The sequence below is a fragment of the Cohnella endophytica genome, assembly GCF_003628305.1.
In the GTDB taxonomy this organism is placed as follows: Bacteria; Bacillota; Bacilli; order Paenibacillales; family Paenibacillaceae; genus Cohnella; species Cohnella endophytica.
On sequence record NZ_RBZM01000002.1, the window covers coordinates 429,470 to 447,290 of the forward strand.

The 17,821-nt window shown below is 53.6% G+C and carries 23 protein-coding genes; 9 read left to right on the forward strand and 14 right to left on the reverse strand.

Going from position 1 to position 17,821, the window contains the following annotated elements:
* Positions 1-23: 23 nt before the first annotated feature.
* The 3 genes from D7Z26_RS04155 to D7Z26_RS04165 form a co-directional block, all read right to left on the reverse strand.
* Entirely contained in the window at positions 24-1,097 is a 1,074-nt protein-coding gene (locus tag D7Z26_RS04155) for a M24 family metallopeptidase (protein ID WP_120974798.1), read from the reverse strand.
* Between the two features lie 46 nt (positions 1,098-1,143).
* The gene (gene aroQ / locus D7Z26_RS04160) at positions 1,144-1,596 is read right to left on the reverse strand and encodes a type II 3-dehydroquinate dehydratase (RefSeq protein WP_120974799.1); all 453 of its coding nucleotides are present in this window, start codon (positions 1,594-1,596) and stop codon (positions 1,144-1,146) included.
* Positions 1,597-1,719: 123 nt separating this feature from the next.
* A complete protein-coding gene (locus D7Z26_RS04165; protein WP_158602183.1) occupies positions 1,720-2,265 on the reverse strand; it encodes a YqhR family membrane protein in 546 nt (181 codons plus the stop codon).
* A 186-nt stretch (positions 2,266-2,451) separates the two neighbouring features.
* Here D7Z26_RS04165 and D7Z26_RS04170 point away from each other — a divergent pair, with 186 nt between their 5' ends.
* Both D7Z26_RS04170 and D7Z26_RS04175 read left to right on the forward strand, forming a co-directional pair.
* Entirely contained in the window at positions 2,452-3,384 is a 933-nt protein-coding gene (locus D7Z26_RS04170; protein ID WP_120974801.1) for a DUF1385 domain-containing protein, read from the forward strand.
* Between the two features lie 26 nt (positions 3,385-3,410).
* Positions 3,411-3,725 carry a cation:proton antiporter gene (locus D7Z26_RS04175; protein ID WP_233566605.1) on the forward strand — a complete coding sequence of 105 codons (315 nt, stop codon included), beginning with the start codon at positions 3,411-3,413 and terminating at the stop codon, positions 3,723-3,725.
* A 67-nt stretch (positions 3,726-3,792) separates the two neighbouring features.
* On the opposite strand, the gene D7Z26_RS04180 is transcribed toward D7Z26_RS04175, so the two are convergent.
* Both D7Z26_RS04180 and mntR read right to left on the reverse strand, forming a co-directional pair.
* Positions 3,793-4,755: a patatin-like phospholipase family protein gene (locus tag D7Z26_RS04180; RefSeq protein ID WP_120974802.1), complete on the reverse strand. Its 963-nt coding sequence runs from the start codon at positions 4,753-4,755 to the stop codon at positions 3,793-3,795.
* 154 nt (positions 4,756-4,909) lie between these two features.
* Positions 4,910-5,332 carry a transcriptional regulator MntR gene (gene mntR / locus D7Z26_RS04185; RefSeq protein ID WP_120974803.1) on the reverse strand — a complete coding sequence of 141 codons (423 nt, stop codon included), beginning with the start codon at positions 5,330-5,332 and terminating at the stop codon, positions 4,910-4,912.
* Between the two features lie 149 nt (positions 5,333-5,481).
* Here mntR and splB point away from each other — a divergent pair, with 149 nt between their 5' ends.
* A complete protein-coding gene (gene splB, locus D7Z26_RS04190; RefSeq protein WP_199731651.1) occupies positions 5,482-6,552 on the forward strand; it encodes a spore photoproduct lyase in 1,071 nt (356 codons plus the stop codon).
* A gap of 9 nt (positions 6,553-6,561) precedes the next feature.
* On the opposite strand, the gene D7Z26_RS04195 is transcribed toward splB, so the two are convergent.
* From D7Z26_RS04195 to yidD, 6 genes are all read right to left on the reverse strand, one after another.
* Positions 6,562-7,272: a cytochrome c biogenesis CcdA family protein gene (locus tag D7Z26_RS04195; protein WP_120974805.1), complete on the reverse strand. Its 711-nt coding sequence runs from the start codon at positions 7,270-7,272 to the stop codon at positions 6,562-6,564.
* 21 nt (positions 7,273-7,293) lie between these two features.
* The gene (locus D7Z26_RS04200) at positions 7,294-8,097 is read right to left on the reverse strand and encodes a metal ABC transporter permease (protein WP_120974806.1); all 804 of its coding nucleotides are present in this window, start codon (positions 8,095-8,097) and stop codon (positions 7,294-7,296) included.
* Between the two features lie 5 nt (positions 8,098-8,102).
* Complete coding sequence (locus tag D7Z26_RS04205; protein ID WP_120974807.1) at positions 8,103-8,873, reverse strand: metal ABC transporter ATP-binding protein; 771 nt, start codon at positions 8,871-8,873, stop codon at positions 8,103-8,105.
* Positions 8,874-8,924: 51 nt separating this feature from the next.
* Complete coding sequence (locus D7Z26_RS04210) at positions 8,925-9,875, reverse strand: metal ABC transporter substrate-binding protein (protein WP_120974808.1); 951 nt, start codon at positions 9,873-9,875, stop codon at positions 8,925-8,927.
* A gap of 225 nt (positions 9,876-10,100) precedes the next feature.
* The gene (metG, locus tag D7Z26_RS04215) at positions 10,101-12,122 is read right to left on the reverse strand and encodes a methionine--tRNA ligase (RefSeq protein WP_120975023.1); all 2,022 of its coding nucleotides are present in this window, start codon (positions 12,120-12,122) and stop codon (positions 10,101-10,103) included.
* A 378-nt stretch (positions 12,123-12,500) separates the two neighbouring features.
* Positions 12,501-12,737, reverse strand: coding sequence for a membrane protein insertion efficiency factor YidD (gene yidD / locus D7Z26_RS27660; protein ID WP_233566607.1), 237 nt, complete (start codon positions 12,735-12,737; stop codon positions 12,501-12,503).
* Positions 12,738-12,915: 178 nt separating this feature from the next.
* On the opposite strand from yidD, the gene D7Z26_RS04225 reads away from it, so the two are divergent.
* Positions 12,916-13,164, forward strand: a complete 249-nt coding sequence (locus D7Z26_RS04225) for a hypothetical protein (protein ID WP_120974810.1) — start codon at positions 12,916-12,918, stop codon at positions 13,162-13,164.
* A gap of 149 nt (positions 13,165-13,313) precedes the next feature.
* Here D7Z26_RS04225 and D7Z26_RS04230 read toward each other — a convergent pair whose 3' ends face one another.
* Both D7Z26_RS04230 and D7Z26_RS04235 read right to left on the reverse strand, forming a co-directional pair.
* The gene (locus D7Z26_RS04230; RefSeq protein WP_120974811.1) at positions 13,314-13,514 is read right to left on the reverse strand and encodes a hypothetical protein; all 201 of its coding nucleotides are present in this window, start codon (positions 13,512-13,514) and stop codon (positions 13,314-13,316) included.
* 73 nt (positions 13,515-13,587) lie between these two features.
* On the reverse strand, positions 13,588-14,049 hold the full coding sequence (locus D7Z26_RS04235; protein ID WP_120974812.1) for a hypothetical protein: 462 nt from the start codon (positions 14,047-14,049) through the stop codon (positions 13,588-13,590).
* Positions 14,050-14,252: 203 nt separating this feature from the next.
* Between D7Z26_RS04235 and D7Z26_RS04240 the strand changes: the two genes are divergently transcribed.
* From D7Z26_RS04240 to D7Z26_RS04260, 5 genes are read left to right on the forward strand one after another with little or no spacing between them, the layout of a single operon-like run.
* Positions 14,253-14,492, forward strand: a complete 240-nt coding sequence (locus tag D7Z26_RS04240; RefSeq protein WP_120974813.1) for a spore germination protein — start codon at positions 14,253-14,255, stop codon at positions 14,490-14,492.
* Positions 14,489-14,704, forward strand: a complete 216-nt coding sequence (locus D7Z26_RS04245) for a spore germination protein GerPB (RefSeq protein WP_120974814.1) — start codon at positions 14,489-14,491, stop codon at positions 14,702-14,704. The genes D7Z26_RS04240 and D7Z26_RS04245 overlap by 4 nt, the downstream gene beginning before the upstream one ends.
* A 14-nt stretch (positions 14,705-14,718) precedes the next feature.
* The gene (gene gerPC / locus D7Z26_RS04250; protein WP_158602184.1) at positions 14,719-15,396 is read left to right on the forward strand and encodes a spore germination protein GerPC; all 678 of its coding nucleotides are present in this window, start codon (positions 14,719-14,721) and stop codon (positions 15,394-15,396) included.
* A gap of 9 nt (positions 15,397-15,405) precedes the next feature.
* Positions 15,406-15,612 carry a spore gernimation protein GerPD gene (locus tag D7Z26_RS04255; RefSeq protein ID WP_120974816.1) on the forward strand — a complete coding sequence of 69 codons (207 nt, stop codon included), beginning with the start codon at positions 15,406-15,408 and terminating at the stop codon, positions 15,610-15,612.
* A complete protein-coding gene (locus D7Z26_RS04260) occupies positions 15,609-15,992 on the forward strand; it encodes a spore germination protein GerPE (protein WP_120974817.1) in 384 nt (127 codons plus the stop codon). Before D7Z26_RS04255 ends, D7Z26_RS04260 begins: the two co-directional genes overlap by 4 nt.
* A gap of 23 nt (positions 15,993-16,015) precedes the next feature.
* Here D7Z26_RS04260 and D7Z26_RS04265 read toward each other — a convergent pair whose 3' ends face one another.
* Positions 16,016-17,680, reverse strand: coding sequence for a PucR family transcriptional regulator (locus D7Z26_RS04265; protein ID WP_120974818.1), 1,665 nt, complete (start codon positions 17,678-17,680; stop codon positions 16,016-16,018).
* Between the last annotated feature and the right edge of the window lie 141 nt (positions 17,681-17,821).

The following is a 17,821-nucleotide window of genomic DNA, read 5'->3' on the forward strand; positions in this document are numbered from 1 at the left end:
CCTGCGGAGACTTTGCTCCATAATTAGTCCAGCGTGATCAGATGTTTAGGCGAGCTGGTCAGAATCCGAATGCCTCTCTCGGTAATGACGACGTCATCCTCGATTCGCACTCCTCCGAAACCGGGCAAATAAATGCCGGGCTCGACCGTAACTACCATTCCGGGGGCCAGAACGGTATTACCCGTCTTGGATAACCGCGGCGCCTCGTGGACTTCCATCCCGAGTCCGTGGCCCGTCCCATGGCCGAAATATTCTCCATAACCATACCTTGTGATGATATCCCTCGTCAAGGCATCTCCTTCGACTCCCGTCATGCCGGGACGGAGTTGATCCAGTGCGTGCTGTTGCGCTTCTTTGACGATCTCGTAGATCTCGCGGTGCTTATCGCTCGGCTTGCCGACGACGATCGTCCGCGTAATGTCGGAGCAATAGCCATTGTAGTAAGCGCCATAGTCCAATTTCACGAATTCGTCCCGCCCGATGATCCGATCGCTGGCCGTGCCATGAGGCAATGCCGAACGTTCCCCGGAAGCGACGATCGTATCGAACGACGAGCTGGTCGCTCCCTGCGAACGCATGAACACTTCCAACTCCAGGGCGACCGCCTTCTCGCTAATTCCCGGCTTGATAAAACCGAGAATATGCGCGAACGCGCGATCGGCTAGATCGGCGGCTTCCTGCATGACCGCTAGCTCGCTCTCGTCCTTGATCGTCCGCAATTTCTCGACGATGCCTTCGGAAGGCAGCAGCTTGACGGGCGTAAAGGCCGACTCCATAGTCCGGTATGTCGCGAAGGTAACATCCTGTTCTTCGATCAGGAGCGCGTCTACGTTCCATTGACGGAGCAAATCCGCTACCGTCGCGTTCATATCCGCCCCATGCTCGACGATCTGGAAGCCTGGCGCCTGTTGAGGCGCTTGTTCCCGATAACGGAAATCCGTTACGAGCGCGGCATGGTCGGCCGTAATCAGCACGACGCCCGAGGAGCCTGTAAAGCCGGACAAGTACCGGCGGTTTACCGGATGGGTGACGAGCAAAGCGCTTCCTTCTGACTTGGCGATCAGTTTTCTTAGCGACGCAACTCTTGAATTGGGCATAAATGATTCCTCGCTTTCGCTTCTGTACGATGCTCCCTAGCCAAACTTACTTGTTGGATCGGTTGTCTTGGATGTGGCGGCACAAAGCTTGCAATCCCAACTCGTAGCTCAATGGGCCGAAACCGGAAATCTGACCTAGCGCTACGGCAGCCGTCACGGATACGTGTCTGAAAGCTTCTCTCTTATGAATGTTCGATAGATGAACTTCCACGAAAGGAAGCCCGACGGCGGCTAACCCGTCCCGTAATGCGTAGCTCGTGTGGGTCAATGCGCCGGGATTAATCAGGATGCCATCGTGCTTCCCGTAAGCCGCATGGATCTCGTCCAAAAGCGCGCCTTCGTGATTACTCTGAAAGAAATGCAATTCGGCGTCCACTTGCTTGCCGAGCTCGGTTAATCTCATCTGAATCTCCGCAAGCGTAGCGACTCCGTAGACGCCCGGCTCGCGAATTCCGAGCATGTTTAAGTTGGGGCCGTTCACGACCAAAATGCTTAGCATGTCCGATTGTCTCCTCCCGTTCCCGGCCATAACCCGATCAAGCCAGGACGACGATTGGCCGAGTAAAGTTCATCAGACATTGTAACATAATTGCCCATCGCCGAGAAAGCGTCGCTTGCAGGATCATGAGTTCGGTTGCGGCGATCCTTTCGCCGACTTGTTCAGAGGTTCGCGCCCCGCTTCGTCGTGCAACTCGAACGCAATACTGAACCCGATAAACAAACCCCACATGAGGAAGAGACAAAAATCGGTCGCAATGCTACTCCAACCGATTTCTTTGAGCGGCGGTACGGCGCCGGTCAGCGGGCCAAGCCATGCATACGCCATCGCCCACCATACGGCTCCGAATAACAAGCCCGGCCATGGACCGCTTAATCGACCTAAGATTCCCAAGTAAACGAGCGCCGCGATCAAGGACATCAAGATGAACATCCCTAGGCCTGATAACTGCCAATAGAAACCGACCATAATTTTGCGCGGCACGAACGGGTCAAGCAAAAATGCTTGACTCACGTTGGTGAAATTCAAAGCCGTAGCGAGCCAGCGAACCAGCCCCCAGATCAAACCGGCGAAAAATCCGATTTTCAAGCTGTATAATACGGGTTGCGTTCTCTCCGGTATTCGACCGCTGACTACCCGACCGTTTTCTTGTCCGTTATCCGCCGCCATAACATCCATCCTCGCGTCTTAATCGCCAAACTGCTGTCTATTATTCCCCTTTGCCGCCCCTCTAATCGCGCTCCGATCGCCCTCGCCCATTCCTTGTGGCGTTCTATCCTCCAATCTAGTAAAATAAGAGTACTTGGGCGTAGAAAGCATACCACCCAGAGTTCTGAGATAAGCAGGTGGCCAACCATGTCGAATAATTCTAACGCGATATACGGCGGACAGGCCGTTATAGAAGGCGTCATGTTCGCGGGCAAGCACGTTCACGTTACCGCGGTACGCCGCAAAAACCAAGAAATCGCCTTTCTGGAAGTTCCCAAGAAGCCGAATTCGCTCCTGACCTCCCTGAAAAAAATTCCGTTCGTTCGCGGCATCGTCGGAATCATCGAATCGTCCGCCAAAGGCACGCAGCATTTGACTTTCTCCGCGGAAGCCTACGCCGAAGACGAATCGAGTCCCGAAGATGCAGCCAAGCCCAAAAAAGAACGCTGGAATCTGACGATGATTCTCGGCGTCGCGCTAGTGGGGATCCTTTCGTTTGTCGTCGGAAAAATTATTTTCACTTTAGTGCCGACGCTACTCGAAGGACTGATCTTTGGACATGCATTCGAGAATAAAATATTGCACAACCTGCTTGAAGGCGTCATCAAAATCATCTTCTTGCTAAGCTATCTCTGGTTTATCTCCCAAACCCCGCTCATTAAGCGGTTATTCCAATACCACGGCGCGGAGCATAAAGTCATTAGCGCTTTCGAAGCCGGCTCCGAGCTTACCGTAGACAAAGTACAGAAGTTCACTCGGCTCCACTACAGGTGCGGAAGCAGCTTTATTATTTTCACGGTCATCGTCGGCGTCGTTATTTATTCCTTCTTCCAATGGGACACTATGGGCGAGAGAATCGTTCAGCGTCTTATCCTGTTGCCCGTCGTGCTCGGCGTTTCGTATGAAGTGCTGAAATGGACGAACGCGCTTAGGGATATTCCGGTATTAAAATGGCTCGGTCTTCCGGGTTTGTGGCTGCAACTGTTGACGACCAAGGAGCCGAACGATGATCAAGTCGCCGTATCCATCGCTTCCTTCAACCGGATGAGAGAATTGGACCGGCAGGTTAGCTCGACCTGATAGACTTCGCAAGGAGGATGATAAGGATGAAAAACCGAATTCAGCCTTGGTTTGCCGTAGTTCTCGTGTTTATGGCCATCGGCTTGGCTACGAGCCTGTACCAAGGCTCCATGCAATCGTGGCTAATACCGCTCGTTCTGGTGGCAATTGTATTCGTTCTCTACAAATTCCCGCCAACGAGATGGAGAAATCCGCCCGGTCGCGGCAGAAAGACGACGCGCGGTCCGCGGCCGGACTTCCGCCGCTCCGCCAACGCCAAATCCGACAAGCGCCGAACCTCATCTTTTACCGTCATCGAAGGACGCAAAGACAAGGAAGACGAGCCGCCGCGTTATCACTGATCGCCGATACTGCAGAACCGCCTCCCGACCGGAATTTTCAATTCCGGCGAGAGGCGGTTTTTTTCGGCTATTTGGGACGCGTGACGTTTACTTTGAGCGTGCCGAGCTTGCGGTCCCAGCTTCGAAAAAATTTCTCCCCTGCGGCAAGCCCGGATTCGTATAAGGATTTGCTTAATTGCGGAGTCAGTTGGAATTGCGTACTGCTCACGCCGAGCGTAGGAATCTTGATCGTGCGAATCAGGTTATGCTCTTCGATATAACGCTCGTCATGCGCGCTTAGCATCGTTTCGAACATCGCTTGAAACATCGTGATCGGTCCCGATATGCGGCGCGGATTCGTCTCCGACCGTCCGACCATCTGGAAACCGATAACGGGAATTCGCGCGCCCTCTAGTTCGTCGTTCTCGAACAGCCATAGAGGGAAATTGCTCAACAGCCCTCCATCCACGACGTATGAAAATTTCGTGTTCACCTTCATTTTCTTGCGTTCCTTGTTCGGCTGTCGCATGATGACCGGATCGAAGAAATACGGGATGCTCGTGCTCATCCGAATCGCCCGCGCGACGGTTAACTGCTCCGGAGCAACCCCATACAACGCGATATCTTGCGGTAGCACGAGCAGACGACCGTTCGTAATATCCGACGCGATGATCCGCAGCTTGCCCGTAGGCAAATCGGCGAAAAAACGAATTCCTTTGGCCGCAAGCAATCTCTCCATCCATTCCTCCACGGCATCTCCCGAATATAATCCTTTGCGTATCAGCAGCCGCAAGGCAGGTCCGATAAACTTGGCGTTGAATACGGCATTGCGTTTCAGCAATGAACGAAAAGGCGTTCGCTCGATGATTTCTTTCATTTCCGTCGCCGTATAACCTGCCGCGATCAGAGCCGCGACGATGCTGCCGGATGACGTTCCAGCCACCCTGTTGAACACGACGCCGCACTGCTCCGCCGCTTTGACGGCCCCCGTCAAGGAAATTCCTTTCACCCCTCCGCCTTCGAACACCGCATTTACTGGAGTCGTTTGCATCGCTCGATCATCGCCTCCGTCCGGCGGTCCGGCGATCGCCCGCGCCCGCTCTCGCTAACAACCTTATGCGGCGAATGTTCGACCCTATTCATGAAAAAAACTGCCCCCTTAAGAATTTCTCTTAAGGGTCGGCAGTTTTCGTTGTTTGCGTCTCTTACTCGCTGTCCATCTCGGATCGGATCTTGTTTAATTCCGCGCCGCGGGAAGGATCTCGGTTGAAATACTCGACTAACGTCTCGATGCAAGTGATGGAATCCCAGCTCAAATGATGCTCGATTCCTTCCACGTCGCCGTAAATCTTGTCCTCTTGCACACCGATGATATTCAGGAAAGTCTCGAGGAGGTGATGCCGGTCGACGAGTCGCTTGCCGATTTTCTTCCCTTTGTTCGTAAGGACGAGACCGCGATATTTTTCATAAATTAAGTAATTGTCCTTATCTAGCTTCTGGATCATCTTCGTTACCGATGAGGGATGCACTTCCAACCCCTCGGCGATGTCGGATACGCGGGCGTAACCCTTCTCTTCGATCAGCCGGTAGATCCGTTCTAAATAATCTTCCATACTTGGGGTAGGCAACGCTAATCCCCCTTTCCTTCATAATCATACACTGCGGCATAGGGACGGAGCAAGTCCGATCTGTCGAAAAGAATCGTCCTGGAACCCTTATCGCATAATATCCGGGTAAAGGCACGATTGTTACGTATTCCAAAGGAGGAATAGCCGCGATGAGCCCAACTGTTATGGAACGACCTACGGCTTCGGCAAGAGAAACCGCGTTATTCGTCCCCGAGCTCGTCTATTTCGAACCCGCGGCGCTCGACTACCCCAAAGGCCAGCGCATTCTGTCTTGGGTCAAGGAAAGGAACTTGCCTTACCAGATGACGACCTCGCATAACCGAATCACGAATCTACCCGGGGATTCGGAGCTGGAACAATACAAAATCGCCAAACGAACGTTAGTCGTCGGCATCCGCAAAACGTTAAAGTTCGATACGTCGAAACCTTCCGCCGAATATGCAATCCCGATCGCTACGGGCTGCATGGGGCATTGCCATTATTGCTACCTGCAGACGACGCTGGGCGCTAAGCCCTACATCCGGGTGTACGTGAACACCGACGATATTCTGAACGCCGCCAAAGGTTACATCGACGAACGCGCTCCGGAGATCACGAGATTCGAGGCCGCATGTACTTCCGATCCGGTCGGATTGGAGCATTTGACCGGATCGTTGGCCGACGCCATCACGTTCATGGCGGATCAGCCGCTCGGTCGGCTTCGCTTCGTAACGAAATTCCATCACGTCGACTCGTTGCTTCCGCTCCGGCACAACGGCCATACGCGAATCCGGTTCAGCGTGAACGCGGATTACGTCATTCGCAACTTCGAGCCGGCAACGTCGCGCTTTCATGAACGGATCGAAGCCGCCGGCAAGATCGGCCGCGCGGGATATCCCCTCGGCTTCATCATCGCGCCGATTATCTGGTACGAAGGCTGGCAGCAAGGCTATCGCGAGCTGCTGGAGAAGCTTGCGGATACGTTGCCGCGCGATGCGACGGGCGACTTGACGTTCGAGCTGATCCAGCATCGCTTCACGAAAACCGCGAAGACGATTATCGAGAAAAGGTATCCGAAATCGAAGCTGGAGATGGACGAAGAGAAACGAAAGAAAAAATGGGGGCGTTGGGGACAGCACAAGTACGTCTACCCGGACGAACAAGCAGAAGCGCTCCGCGAATTCATCACGGAGCGCATCTTCGAACATTTTCCGGAAGCCCGGCTCGAATATTTCACCTAACGGAACCGTTTAGAACTTTAACCAATCCGGCGTAATGCTTTGCAGCCAGATCGTGATCGACGTCATTCTGTCCGTAAACAACAAAATGCCCATCAACAGCATCATCGCCCCGCCGATCTTCATCAAGGCGTTGGAATACTTCAGAATCCATCTCGCTGTACCGAGGAAAAATGCGAGCGCGAAAAACGGAACCGCGAACCCGATCGAATAAGCCGTCGTTAAGCCTGCCCATGTTCCGGGTTGACTCGCCGCCAAGAGCAAGATAGAACCCAGAATCGGACCGATGCACGGAGACCAGCCCGCGGAAAAGCCGATACCGAACACGAAGGAGCCCAAATAACCGGCAGGTTTCCACTTCATGTTCAGCTTCCGCTCTTTCATAAGCAATTGCGGTTGGAATATCCCCATTAGGAACAAGCCCATAAGTACGATGAAGATCGCCGATATTTTGCGAATCGTATCCTGGTAGTCACGGAAGGCGTCCGCGAAAGCATTGGAACCGTAGCCGAGCGCGAAGAATACGGCGGAGAAGCCAAGGATGAAGAAAAACGTATGGCTCATCGTCTTGAACCGCATGCTTCGGCTCGTATCCGTCTTGATCTGATTGACGGACATGCCCGTTATGTAAGAAAGGTAAGCGGGGTACAACGGCAAGCAACAAGGCGAGATAAACGAGGCGAACCCTGCCGCTGCCGCGATCCCGACGTTAACGTCAGCCATAAGGCAATCCTCCCGAGAGCGCTAAGCCCTTCTTAATTGTTTCGCGACGATGGATGCGATCAGGATGGCGATCAGTAGCAGCACGATCGTCCCTCCGGGAGCCGCGTTGCTTTCTCCCGCGATCCACAGTCCCGCCAGTACGGCTAACTCTCCGATAATGACGACGAGCGCAACGGCTTGCTTAAAGCTGCGCGCGAGCGTGAGACCGCAAGCCGCCGGAATCGTGAGTAACGCGGAGACGAGCAGCGCTCCGACGATTTTGATCGAGGCGCTGATGACGAGCGCCGTCAAGATGCTCAGCATAATGTTGAAATATTTGACGGGCAAGCCGCTTACGGCCGCGGCGTCTTCATCGAACGTAAGCAGGAACAATTCCTTCTTATGGAGCGTTACGGTAGCCAGAACGATAACCGTGACGACCGCGATGACCCATAGATCCGTATAATTGAGCGTATAGATGCTGCCGAACAAATACGAGCTTACGCTCATGTTGAAGCCTTTGCCCATCGTGAAGAACAACGATGCCAGGGCGATCCCGCCGGACATAATAATGGCGATCGATAATTCGGCATACGTTCGATAAGTTCTGCGCAGCAGCTCGATCGCGAACGAGGCTACGATGGCGAATAACAGCCCTACCGCTACGGGGTATACATTGATGAGGAAGCCTAGCGCAACCCCGGCGATACTGACATGAGCGAGCGTATCTCCGATCATGGCTAAGCGCCGGAGCACGAGGAACAACCCCATGAGCGGCGCGGTAATCGCGATGAGAGCGCCGCCTATGAGGGCTCGCTGGAAAAATTCCGCAGTTAAAATATCCAAGCCGTCTAACCTTCCTTCCGCAACGAATGGAGCAAGTCCGTACCGTCGCAATCTTCCAAATCGTGCGAATGCCGAACGTAAAACGAAAGCTTTCCGCTCTTTTCCTTAGGCTCTTGGCCTAAGTAAGAACGAACCATGTCCATATCATGGGATACCATCAAGAACGTGATGTTATGCCGTTGATGCATATGCTTGATCATATGGAAGAAGGTTTGTTGCGTCTCGACGTCGATACCGGACAACGGCTCGTCTAGAATAAGCAGCTTCGGGTTATTGATAAGCGCCCGCGCGAGGAATACCCGTTGCTGCTGTCCGCCGGATAACGCCCCGATCTTCTTGTCGCCGAGATCGCGAATTTTCAATGCGCCTAGGGCGTCTTCGCATCTGCTTACGTCTTCCTTGGAGATCCGCTTGAATAGCTTTTTCCGTCCATAGAGACCGGATAGCACGACTTCCCTCACCGTAGCCGGGAAAAGCGGGTTAAAATGATTGCGCTGCGGAACGTAACCGATCATGTTCCAATCTTTGAATTGTCCGGCGGGCGTGCCGAACAAGGAAATCGACCCTTTCTGGGGTCGCGTCAAGCCGACAATCATTCGCAGCAGCGTCGTTTTGCCGGCGCCGTTGGAACCGATCAACCCTACGAAATCGCGCTCCATGATTCTGAAGGAGACATCGGAGAGTATCGTCTGGGAATCGTATGCGTACGAAACTTCATCCAATCGGATGATCTCCCTATGGCATCCTGCCTGTTGTAGCGTTGCGCTCTTGTCCATGGGGCACTCCTTTTCTCTAGGCTATCGCAGCCTCGTCCATTCTATGTTAGATTACTGCAGTGCCTTCTGCAAGTTTTGGAGGTTACGTTCGCTGAGCGAAAAGTAATCGTTCCCGGCTTTCTCCTGCTCCTCGGTCAACCCTTCCAAAGGGTTAAGCACTAGAGTCTTCACGTGGGCTTCGCTTGCCAGCGTGTCGGCCAGTTGCTCGGATACGAGCTCCTCGAAGAAAATGTACGGGATTTTGTTGTCCTTGACGAATTTAGCGATTTTCAGCAAATCTTTCGCCCGCGGCTCCGCGTCCGGCGACAGTCCCATGATCGCGATCTGATTCAATCCATAATCCCGGCACAGGTATCCGAACGCTTGATGGGAAACGACGATATCCCGGCGTTCGTAACCGGAAAGCTCTTGGGAAAATTTCTCGTCCAATTGCATTAACCGTTGCTGAAGTTGAACGTATCTTGCCTCGTAACCGGCTTTCCGATCCGGGTCGGCTTGAATGAACGCATCCCGTATGTTGGTCGCCATAACTAGCGCCGAACGGGGACTGACCCACGTGTGAGGATCGACGTCGAGCCCGCCGTGTTCCTCGTGATCGGCATCCTCTTCCGGATTGCCATGGATAAGCGCGATGCCTTTGCTGGCTTCCACCGTCATGACTTGGTTATCCGAGCCGAGTCCGCGCAAGAAACCGTCTACCCAGCCTTCCAATCCGGCGCCATTGTAGATAAACAATTTCGCCTTGGAAACGGCGTTTAAGTCCCGGCTTTTCGGCGTCCAATCGTGAGGTTCCACTCCCGCCGCGATCAGATTATCGACATGCGCGTCGTCTCCCCCGATCTCTTTCGCGAAGAAATAGAGCGGATAGAAGCTGGTAACGACGTTAATGCGGCCGTCGTCCTTAGCGGCGCTATTGCCGTTACTGCCGCAGCCGGCAAGGACGGCAATGAGTAGCATTAGGCAAATGACCAACCAGATTTGTTTCTTTGGAGCCTCTATCATTATGAATCTCCTTAATCGTAAATATTATTATTAACAGAATCGATTATAGCCCCCTAACTTAGGCGGTGTCAATGCCGCTATTCTCCAAATTCTTGTCTAACTAGCAACAATAATATTCCCGTCAAAAAATATCGTAGGGAGGAGCGCCGCCGAGAATATCCCGACAAGCGAATCGCCTTCCGTTCAAGCCGGATTGGCTTGAACGGAAGGCGATTGAGTTGCGATTTATTTCACGATCGCGCCGTTCGGCATGCCGTCCGGAACGGTGGCGAGCGTCAGTTGATCGCCTTGCGAAGCGGCGAGCACCATCCCTTGCGACATCTCTCCGCGCAGCTTAACGGGCTTGAGGTTCGTAACGCAGATGACTTTGCGTCCGACGAGTTCTTCCGGCTTATAAAATTTCGCGATGCCGGACACGACTTGCCGTTTCTCGAAACCGAGGTCGAGTTGCAGCTTCAGCAGCTTGTCGGCTTTCGGAATCGGCTCGCAAGCGATAACCTGAGCCACCCGAAGCTCGACCTTCATGAACTCGTCGATCGAGATTTCCGGCGCAAGCTCCGGCGCCTCCGCTTCTTCGGTTGCAGGAGCGGAAACGGATGCAGCCGCTGGATCCTCCGTCTTCGCTGCCCCTCCGGACATCGTGCCCGAGATCCAAGCGACTTCGTCCGCCAATTCAAGGCGAGGGAAAATCGGGTCGCCTTTGCTCGTCTTCGTTCCCGCAAGCCGGGTTCCGAACGTTGCGATGCTGTCCCATGCCGTGAGCTCGCCATCCTGAATGCCAAGTTGCTCCCAGATGCGAGCCGGCGTCTTCGTCAGGAACGGCTGGATCAGGATCGAGACGATTCTGAGACTTTCGGCAAGATGTCCCATCGCGGAAGCCAACGCCTCGCCGCTACTTTCGTCCTTGGCTAACGCCCAAGGCTTCGTCTCGTCGATGTATTTGTTCGTGCGGCCGACGAGCGCCCAGATCGCGCTCAGCGCCACGGAGAATTCCATGTTCTCCATCGCGGCTTCGACCTTCTGAACCGTAGTTATTGCCATCTGTTCGAGCTCTCCGTCGAACTCCGTCACACCTAGACGGAACTCTGGCAAGACGCCGTCGAAATACTTGTCGATCATGGCGATCGTACGGTTCAACAAGTTGCCGAGGTCGTTAGCCAAATCGAAGTTGATCCGTTCCACGAAGTTCTCCGGAGTGAACGCGCCATCCGCGCCGAATGGAACTTCGCGCAGCAGGTAATAGCGCACCGCGTCCAAGCCGAAATGTTCGATCAGCTTTACAGGATCGACGACATTGCCTTTGGATTTAGACATTTTACCGTCCTTCATGAGCAGCCATCCGTGCGCGAATACTTTCTCCGGCAACGGCAAGTCTAACGCCATCAGCATGATCGGCCAGTAGATCGTATGGAACCGTACGATTTCTTTGCCTACGAGATGTACGCTGGCCGGCCAGAACTTCCGGTATAGCTCGTCGGAGTCGGTGCCGTAGCCAAGCGCCGTAATATAGTTGGACAAAGCGTCGATCCACACGTAGATAACGTGTTTCGGATCGCCCGGTACCGGAACGCCCCAGTTAAACGTCGTGCGGGACACGGCCAAATCCTCCAAGCCGGGTTTGATGAAGTTGTTGATCATCTCCGTCTTGCGGGATTCCGGCTGTATGAAATCGGGGTGCTCCTCATAATATTGGAGAAGTCTGTCCGCGTATTTGCTCATCCGGAAGAAATACGATTCTTCCTTCACGAGCTCGACGGGATGGCCGCTGTCCGGACTTTTACCGCCAATAACGTCTCCGTTCTCGTTGCGTACGATATCATCGAGCTGAGTTTCCGTGTAGTAGGTCTCGTCCGGGATGCTGTACCAGCCTTCGTACTCGCCTTTGTAAATATCGCCTTGCTCCAACAGCTTCGCGAAGATGCCTTGAACGACGTCCTTGTGCCGGGCTTCCGTCGTGCGGATGAAGTCGTCGTTCGAGATTTCCAGCTTCGCCCATAATTCCTTGATGCCGACAACGATGTCATCGATGAACTGCTGCGGAGTTTTGCCTGCTTCCAGCGCTTTTCGCTCGATTTTCTGGCCGTGCTCGTCCGTGCCCGTTAAATAACGGACCTCGTAACCGCGCAGACGCTTGTATCTAGACATCGCGTCCCCAGCCACCGTCGTGTAGGCATGGCCGATATGCAATTTGTCGCTCGGGTAGTAGATCGGCGTCGTGATATAAAACGTTTTGTTCGCTTCCGTCATCGTTTCCAGCTCCTTAACCGTGTTTAAAGACAAAAAACTCCCGTCCGTATGGGACGAGAGTTGTAACTCACGCGGTACCACCCAATTTCCCCTCGCGGCGAAAGCTCGGTCGCGAAGGCTCATTAAGACATGTCCGTTAACGCCGGACTCGCGTCCTCCTCTTGCGACGGTAGAAGACTATGCTTCACCCTCGTTCGAAGACGATTCCTCCAGGACCATTTTCCGAAGCTGCCCTATGCCGGTTTCCAGCTCCCCCGGCTCTCTGTCATAGGCGCATTCCCTCGTACTTATCCCTTCGCGGGAAAACCTTGATATGTGCTATTCGCCACAATATAACCGACAGCCTTCGCCTCTGTCAAGTCGGAAAGCCTACGCGCGCTAAGTCTTCGGCTTCTTGGGCGGAACCGGATCATAACCGCCCTTGTGGAACGGATGGCATTTGCTTATCCTTCTCACCGCCAGATAAGTCCCCTTAGCCACGCCATGAACCTCTATTGCCTCAAGCGCATAGGCCGAGCATGTCGGCAAGAAACGACAGGAAGGCGGCGTCAACGGCGAGATGAAATTCCGATAAAATCGGATTGGCGCTTGCAGCGTCCGTCGCGCGATCTTCATCCGAACACTTCCATAGTCCCCACAAGATATCCTCCCGTACCGGCATAATCTAATTCTAATATGCAGGAAATTAGAGAGTCCGTCAAACGCCTCTATAATGTGGGCGAGCCTTCTAGGCCTTCGAACAGTTCGGATAGGGCATTCGCTCGTATACTGTACGACATCCCAGGAAAGGAGCATGAGAGACGTGTCCGACTGTCCGAAATGCAACGGCAAGGCGATCTACGACCCTCCGCAAACCGTATTCGAAGATTACTACCATCCTCAACAAGTCGACGTTATCCATCAAGTGGAGGTTGTCCGGAGGCATCACTGCGTCCCCGTCTATCACCACGTAACGACAGTATCCGTCAAAGACGTATACTGCGGCGATTTCGAAGGAAATCGCGGCGGCGTTCTTACGGCAAACTTACGCAAAAAACGGTAATGTCGCAACAGCATGACTAGGCTGCTTCGGCTGCGGGACGATCGCGGCCGGGGCAGTCTTATTAGGTTCTCCGGTTCGGATACGTCGAATAACCGAACGCTCCTCCACGGATCGATCGGTTATTCGCGCTTGATTGTTCGAGGTTCATCTTAGGAGAACCATGTATTGATCGCGATGATAAGTCCGGCGAACGATAAAGCGGACAAGCCCATGAATACGCCGCCTTGCCGTTTCTTTAATTGAAAGAATTTCAGCACGCCTAGGCTCAAGAATGAGCCGATCAGCATAATGAACACGATCCCCGTAACGAATAACGCCGGGGATACATCCGATACATCTACCAAATCCACAACCTTTGCCCCCTCAAAGCCTTGCCATCCTTGTTTTCATCCGGCTCGTTGCTTCCATTAGCATTATACCGATTTACGTCCGGATAAACAATTCGTATTCCGACTTTTCCGAGGGTCTGCGCTTAAAGCGTGCGACGAGCACACGATCCTTGGCCATGCTTACTTTCCCGCTGCGGGCATACACCAAACAAGGGAAACGCACAGAGCACTTCTGATCATCCGGCAAACCCAAGATTTTCAGTCTGTCCGCGGTCGCGAAAAGCTGCAGATTATGCATATCCGTCTCGGGCGCTAGCCGAATCGTCACGATGACGGATTTGGCATCGTGTCTCGTTTCCGTCCGCACGAAGTTCTTCGATTGGATTCCCGCTTCGGATTTGGCGCCTTGCAGCATTTTTTGGACGTACTGGTCGAGCCAACCCGACTCGCGTTTCCGATCCCAGTTCTCCGCAAGCTTCCAGGGAATATCCTTGCCTAACCACTTCTGAAGATCCTTCCAATCCGGAAGCGGACCGTTATCGAAAAAAGAGCTCATTTCGTATTTATTCCTCCCCGAAGCAGACATAAGATCGACCGCGCGCATAGGGGGCACCCGACCGATCGCGCACCCCATACCCTTCGATTACATCTTATGTCCTGCCGCTCTCTCCCGTGCTTATGTTCATCCGCGAAAGAACCTCTAGGCGTTCGACTTCATACACTGTTCCATGACCCAATTGCGAAGGAGTCGTTACGCCCATGCCCTGCATTATCGGCAACGTTAAAATCCTAAGCATAGGCAGCAGCGGCGTCGTTCAATTCGGTGATACGATCCAAATTTCGCCGTCGAGCATCTCCAAAACCTATGCCGGAGCTGGTTCTTTCTTGACGGGGGATCTATCCACGAGCAATAACGCGATCAGCGCGACCAACACGAACGACCCGGACATTCAGGATGCTTCGGAGAACAACACCGGAAATTCGGGGGTTCTAGCATGAATTGGAATATTAATCAGACGATTACGATCGGTCAGCTTCGCATAGACAGCGTCACCAACTCCGCCGTCCTCCAAATCGGCAGCGCAGGAAGCATTCAAGCATTGTCGCAGCTTTACAATTCGGGCGGATTCACGGAACCTGCTCCTCAACTGAACGAGGTCGGCGCCACTCAGAGCACGCTGTCGCTCGTCCCGTTACCCAATCCGAGATGAGAGAAGGGATTCCGATGCAGCGACAGATGCCGCAGCCTTTTCCTTGGAACAATGCATACTCTCAGCAGGCGAAACCGGAAGCGCCCGGTCCTTCCTCGGCGGAATGGCAAGCTTGGACGCAGCGGCTCTCTCAATCCGAACTTAAGCTACAGCAGATGACGGACCAGCTAACCAGAATGCAAAAGCAGCTCGACGAACTAAGCAGTAAGCCTCCACTCCACGTTGAATACCATTTCGATCAATTGAAGGTTAACCGGTTGGAGGGCACGCTTAACGTCGGCATGTCCCCTCAAGGAATGCCCGGTATCGAATCGTTCGAGGCGCCCGACCCATCTTGCTTCAAAATAAACGCGCCAGATCAAGCGAAGGAGCCTCCGATTCGCGAACTTCAGGCCGAGATGACGGCGGAGATGGACACGAAGTCCCCGGCCATGCTTTTCGAGATGGAGCGGCAATTCGACGTCTCGCTCGATGCCGACGAACGTCAAAAGGTGTTAGCGGACGTGAAACGGCAGTTGAACGAGCGCGTGCACTACTATGCTAGGACGATCGACTACCCTGCGGACGGCTCTGACGAAGAGCGCCGCAACTGGCAGGAATCGATTAAAGAAAAAACGAGACGCGACATTAAGGGCGCGTTCTCGGCCTACTTAAGCAAACGAAAGCAAACTCGGAATACGGAAAGGGGATGATGCGGACCCATGGCCACTCCTATCGTGCTCAACGTGACGAACGGTCCGGTTAGCGTAGGTTGCATTTCTCTCATCGGCGTTTCCAGTTCTTCCTCGCTCTTGATCGGAGATACGGAATCCATCACGTTATATTCTTATTTCGATACTCCTCCCGAAGCGGTAATCATAGGTTCGCTAGCCCCGCTCCCGGCCTTGCCCGAGGAAAAGCTCGAATGACGCTACAATGCAGGAACGCAAACGTGGGCTGGCTCTTCGTCAATACGGTAAGCTCCGCGGGAATCGTACAGCTCGGGGACGGCGAAGGAACGACTCAGAAATCCAAAGCATTGGCGGTTCAAAGCGCGATCCCGACCCACGAAGCTGACGAATTCAAATTCGCCGCCTATCCTCTCTATTACCTCCCCAAGCTATCGCTGAAGCCTTGCGTTCCCGTCACGTTCCGGAGCCGCTCTCCGTGGCCCACGATTCAGATCGGATCTATTAGGACGTTGGGCGTTTCTTCTTCGTCGCTACTTCGGATCGGATGCAGCGGCCCTGTGGAAGGGGAAAACCGAATCAAGGACTTCCGTCAATTCAACAATCTGAACATTCGTTGAATGATTAACTGCGAACGAGCGAATTAATAGGGGGCTGGATTTATTTGGGCCAACTTCAAAGCAAGATGCAACTGCAGCCGTTCCTCCGGGTCGTCCAAGGAAACGCCTAGAATCGACTTCACTTTATCCAAGCGGTATACGATCGTATTATAATGGGCGAAGAGCTTCTCGGAGGTTAGCTTGATATTGCCGTTGCATTGAAAGAACATTTCCAACGTCTCCACCAGACGTCCCCCGCCTTTGCGATCCGCTTGTTGGAGAGGAAACGCGTAGCGGTTCAAAAACTGCTCCCTTTCCTCGCCGGAAGGAATCAAGAAGAGCAAGGAATATACGCCTAAAGAATCGTAGGATATAATCTCTCCCGGCAAACCGCATACTTCCGTCACCTGTCTCGCCCTTCTCGCCTGTGCCCAGCTCCCTTGCAAATCTTCCGCGCGATCGACGATTCTCCCGGCATATAGCTTTAGCTCGCGGTCGCCGAATAACAAGCGAAGCTCCTCGAGCAGCTTGGCGATCAACGAGGATGCCGATCCCGCAGCCGATTCTCCCGTGATCGGCAATATGATCGCCAGCTCATTGCCGACGTGCGCAGCGAGCAATCCGTCCGCCAAACGCAGCCTCTCCGAACGAAGTCTTCGCGCCATTTCCTTCAGTTTCTCCGCCGACTCCGGCTTGCGCCAGCCTACTAACAACGCGCACATCGGCGTCTTATCCGGAATCGCGCAGCCGCACACTTCCGCCCGTAATTTCCAATCCGTCTCCGTTACGATTTTTCCCGATAACCAGTCCTGAATAAATTGATCGAGATATTTCCCTTCGACCTCGCGAACCGCCTCGACGTTCGCGAGCTCAAGACCGGCTAACGACGCTAACCGATCCACGCTTATGGCATCAATCGGTTGAATTTCCCGATTACGCTCGATCAACACCAAGCAGGCTTGCTTCGATTTTTGCGCGAGAACCGGGCTTACATAGGTTCGGTAGGCGTTCTGCAACAGCATGAACCCGCTGCTTACCCCTCTTCCGACTTGACGGAACGTGAGAGATTGCAGGAGCGGCCAATCGTCCGACGATTCCGGACTTCTTAATTGGGCGGATAGCCATGGTTTGTCGTTCTCGCGAACGATCGAGACCGGGTTGCCGAGCAAATCTTCCAGCGCGTCCAAGAACGCGTAGATCCCCCTGCCCTCGAGCAGCAAGCCCGTCATGCTCTGAATTCGGTTCTGCAAGTCCGCGAGCTGCGAAGATTCAAGCGCTAGCACGCGCTCCATGACGATACGGACCAAGTCGGATAACACGCAGTCCCCCGGCAACTCCAGCAAGGGCAACCCGTGCTTCTCCGCCTCCGCCACCACCTCCGGCGCCAACTCTTCGAAATAGCTCTTCGTGCGGATGCCGAGAGCGGCAACCCCTTGCTTCGCTAGCTCGGGCACGAATTGCAACAACTTCTCGGGTTCATCCCGGAAGGGATATCCCGTAGTCATCAGAAATTCTCCGGGTCTAATCCAAGAGAGCGAATTCGTCGCCTCCAATACATTCACCCGGGTAATCGCCCGATGGATGCCCGTATCTCCGGTAACGATTCGCGCGTCTTTCAGAAAGGGAATATGGAGTAAATCCTTCACCGTGAACTGAACTTTATCCGATCGAATTGCTGGAAGCTTTTCTTTGCGCGGCATCATGGCCATGAGGCTGCCTCCTTCTTGCGAACCGTTAACTGTATCGAGCGCGTGCGTCAGATATAGTTACGTTCGTTTGACCATTTAACTCATTTTTCACTCTTGTGTTATATAATATAACATTATTTATACGATGTCTTTAGGAACTAT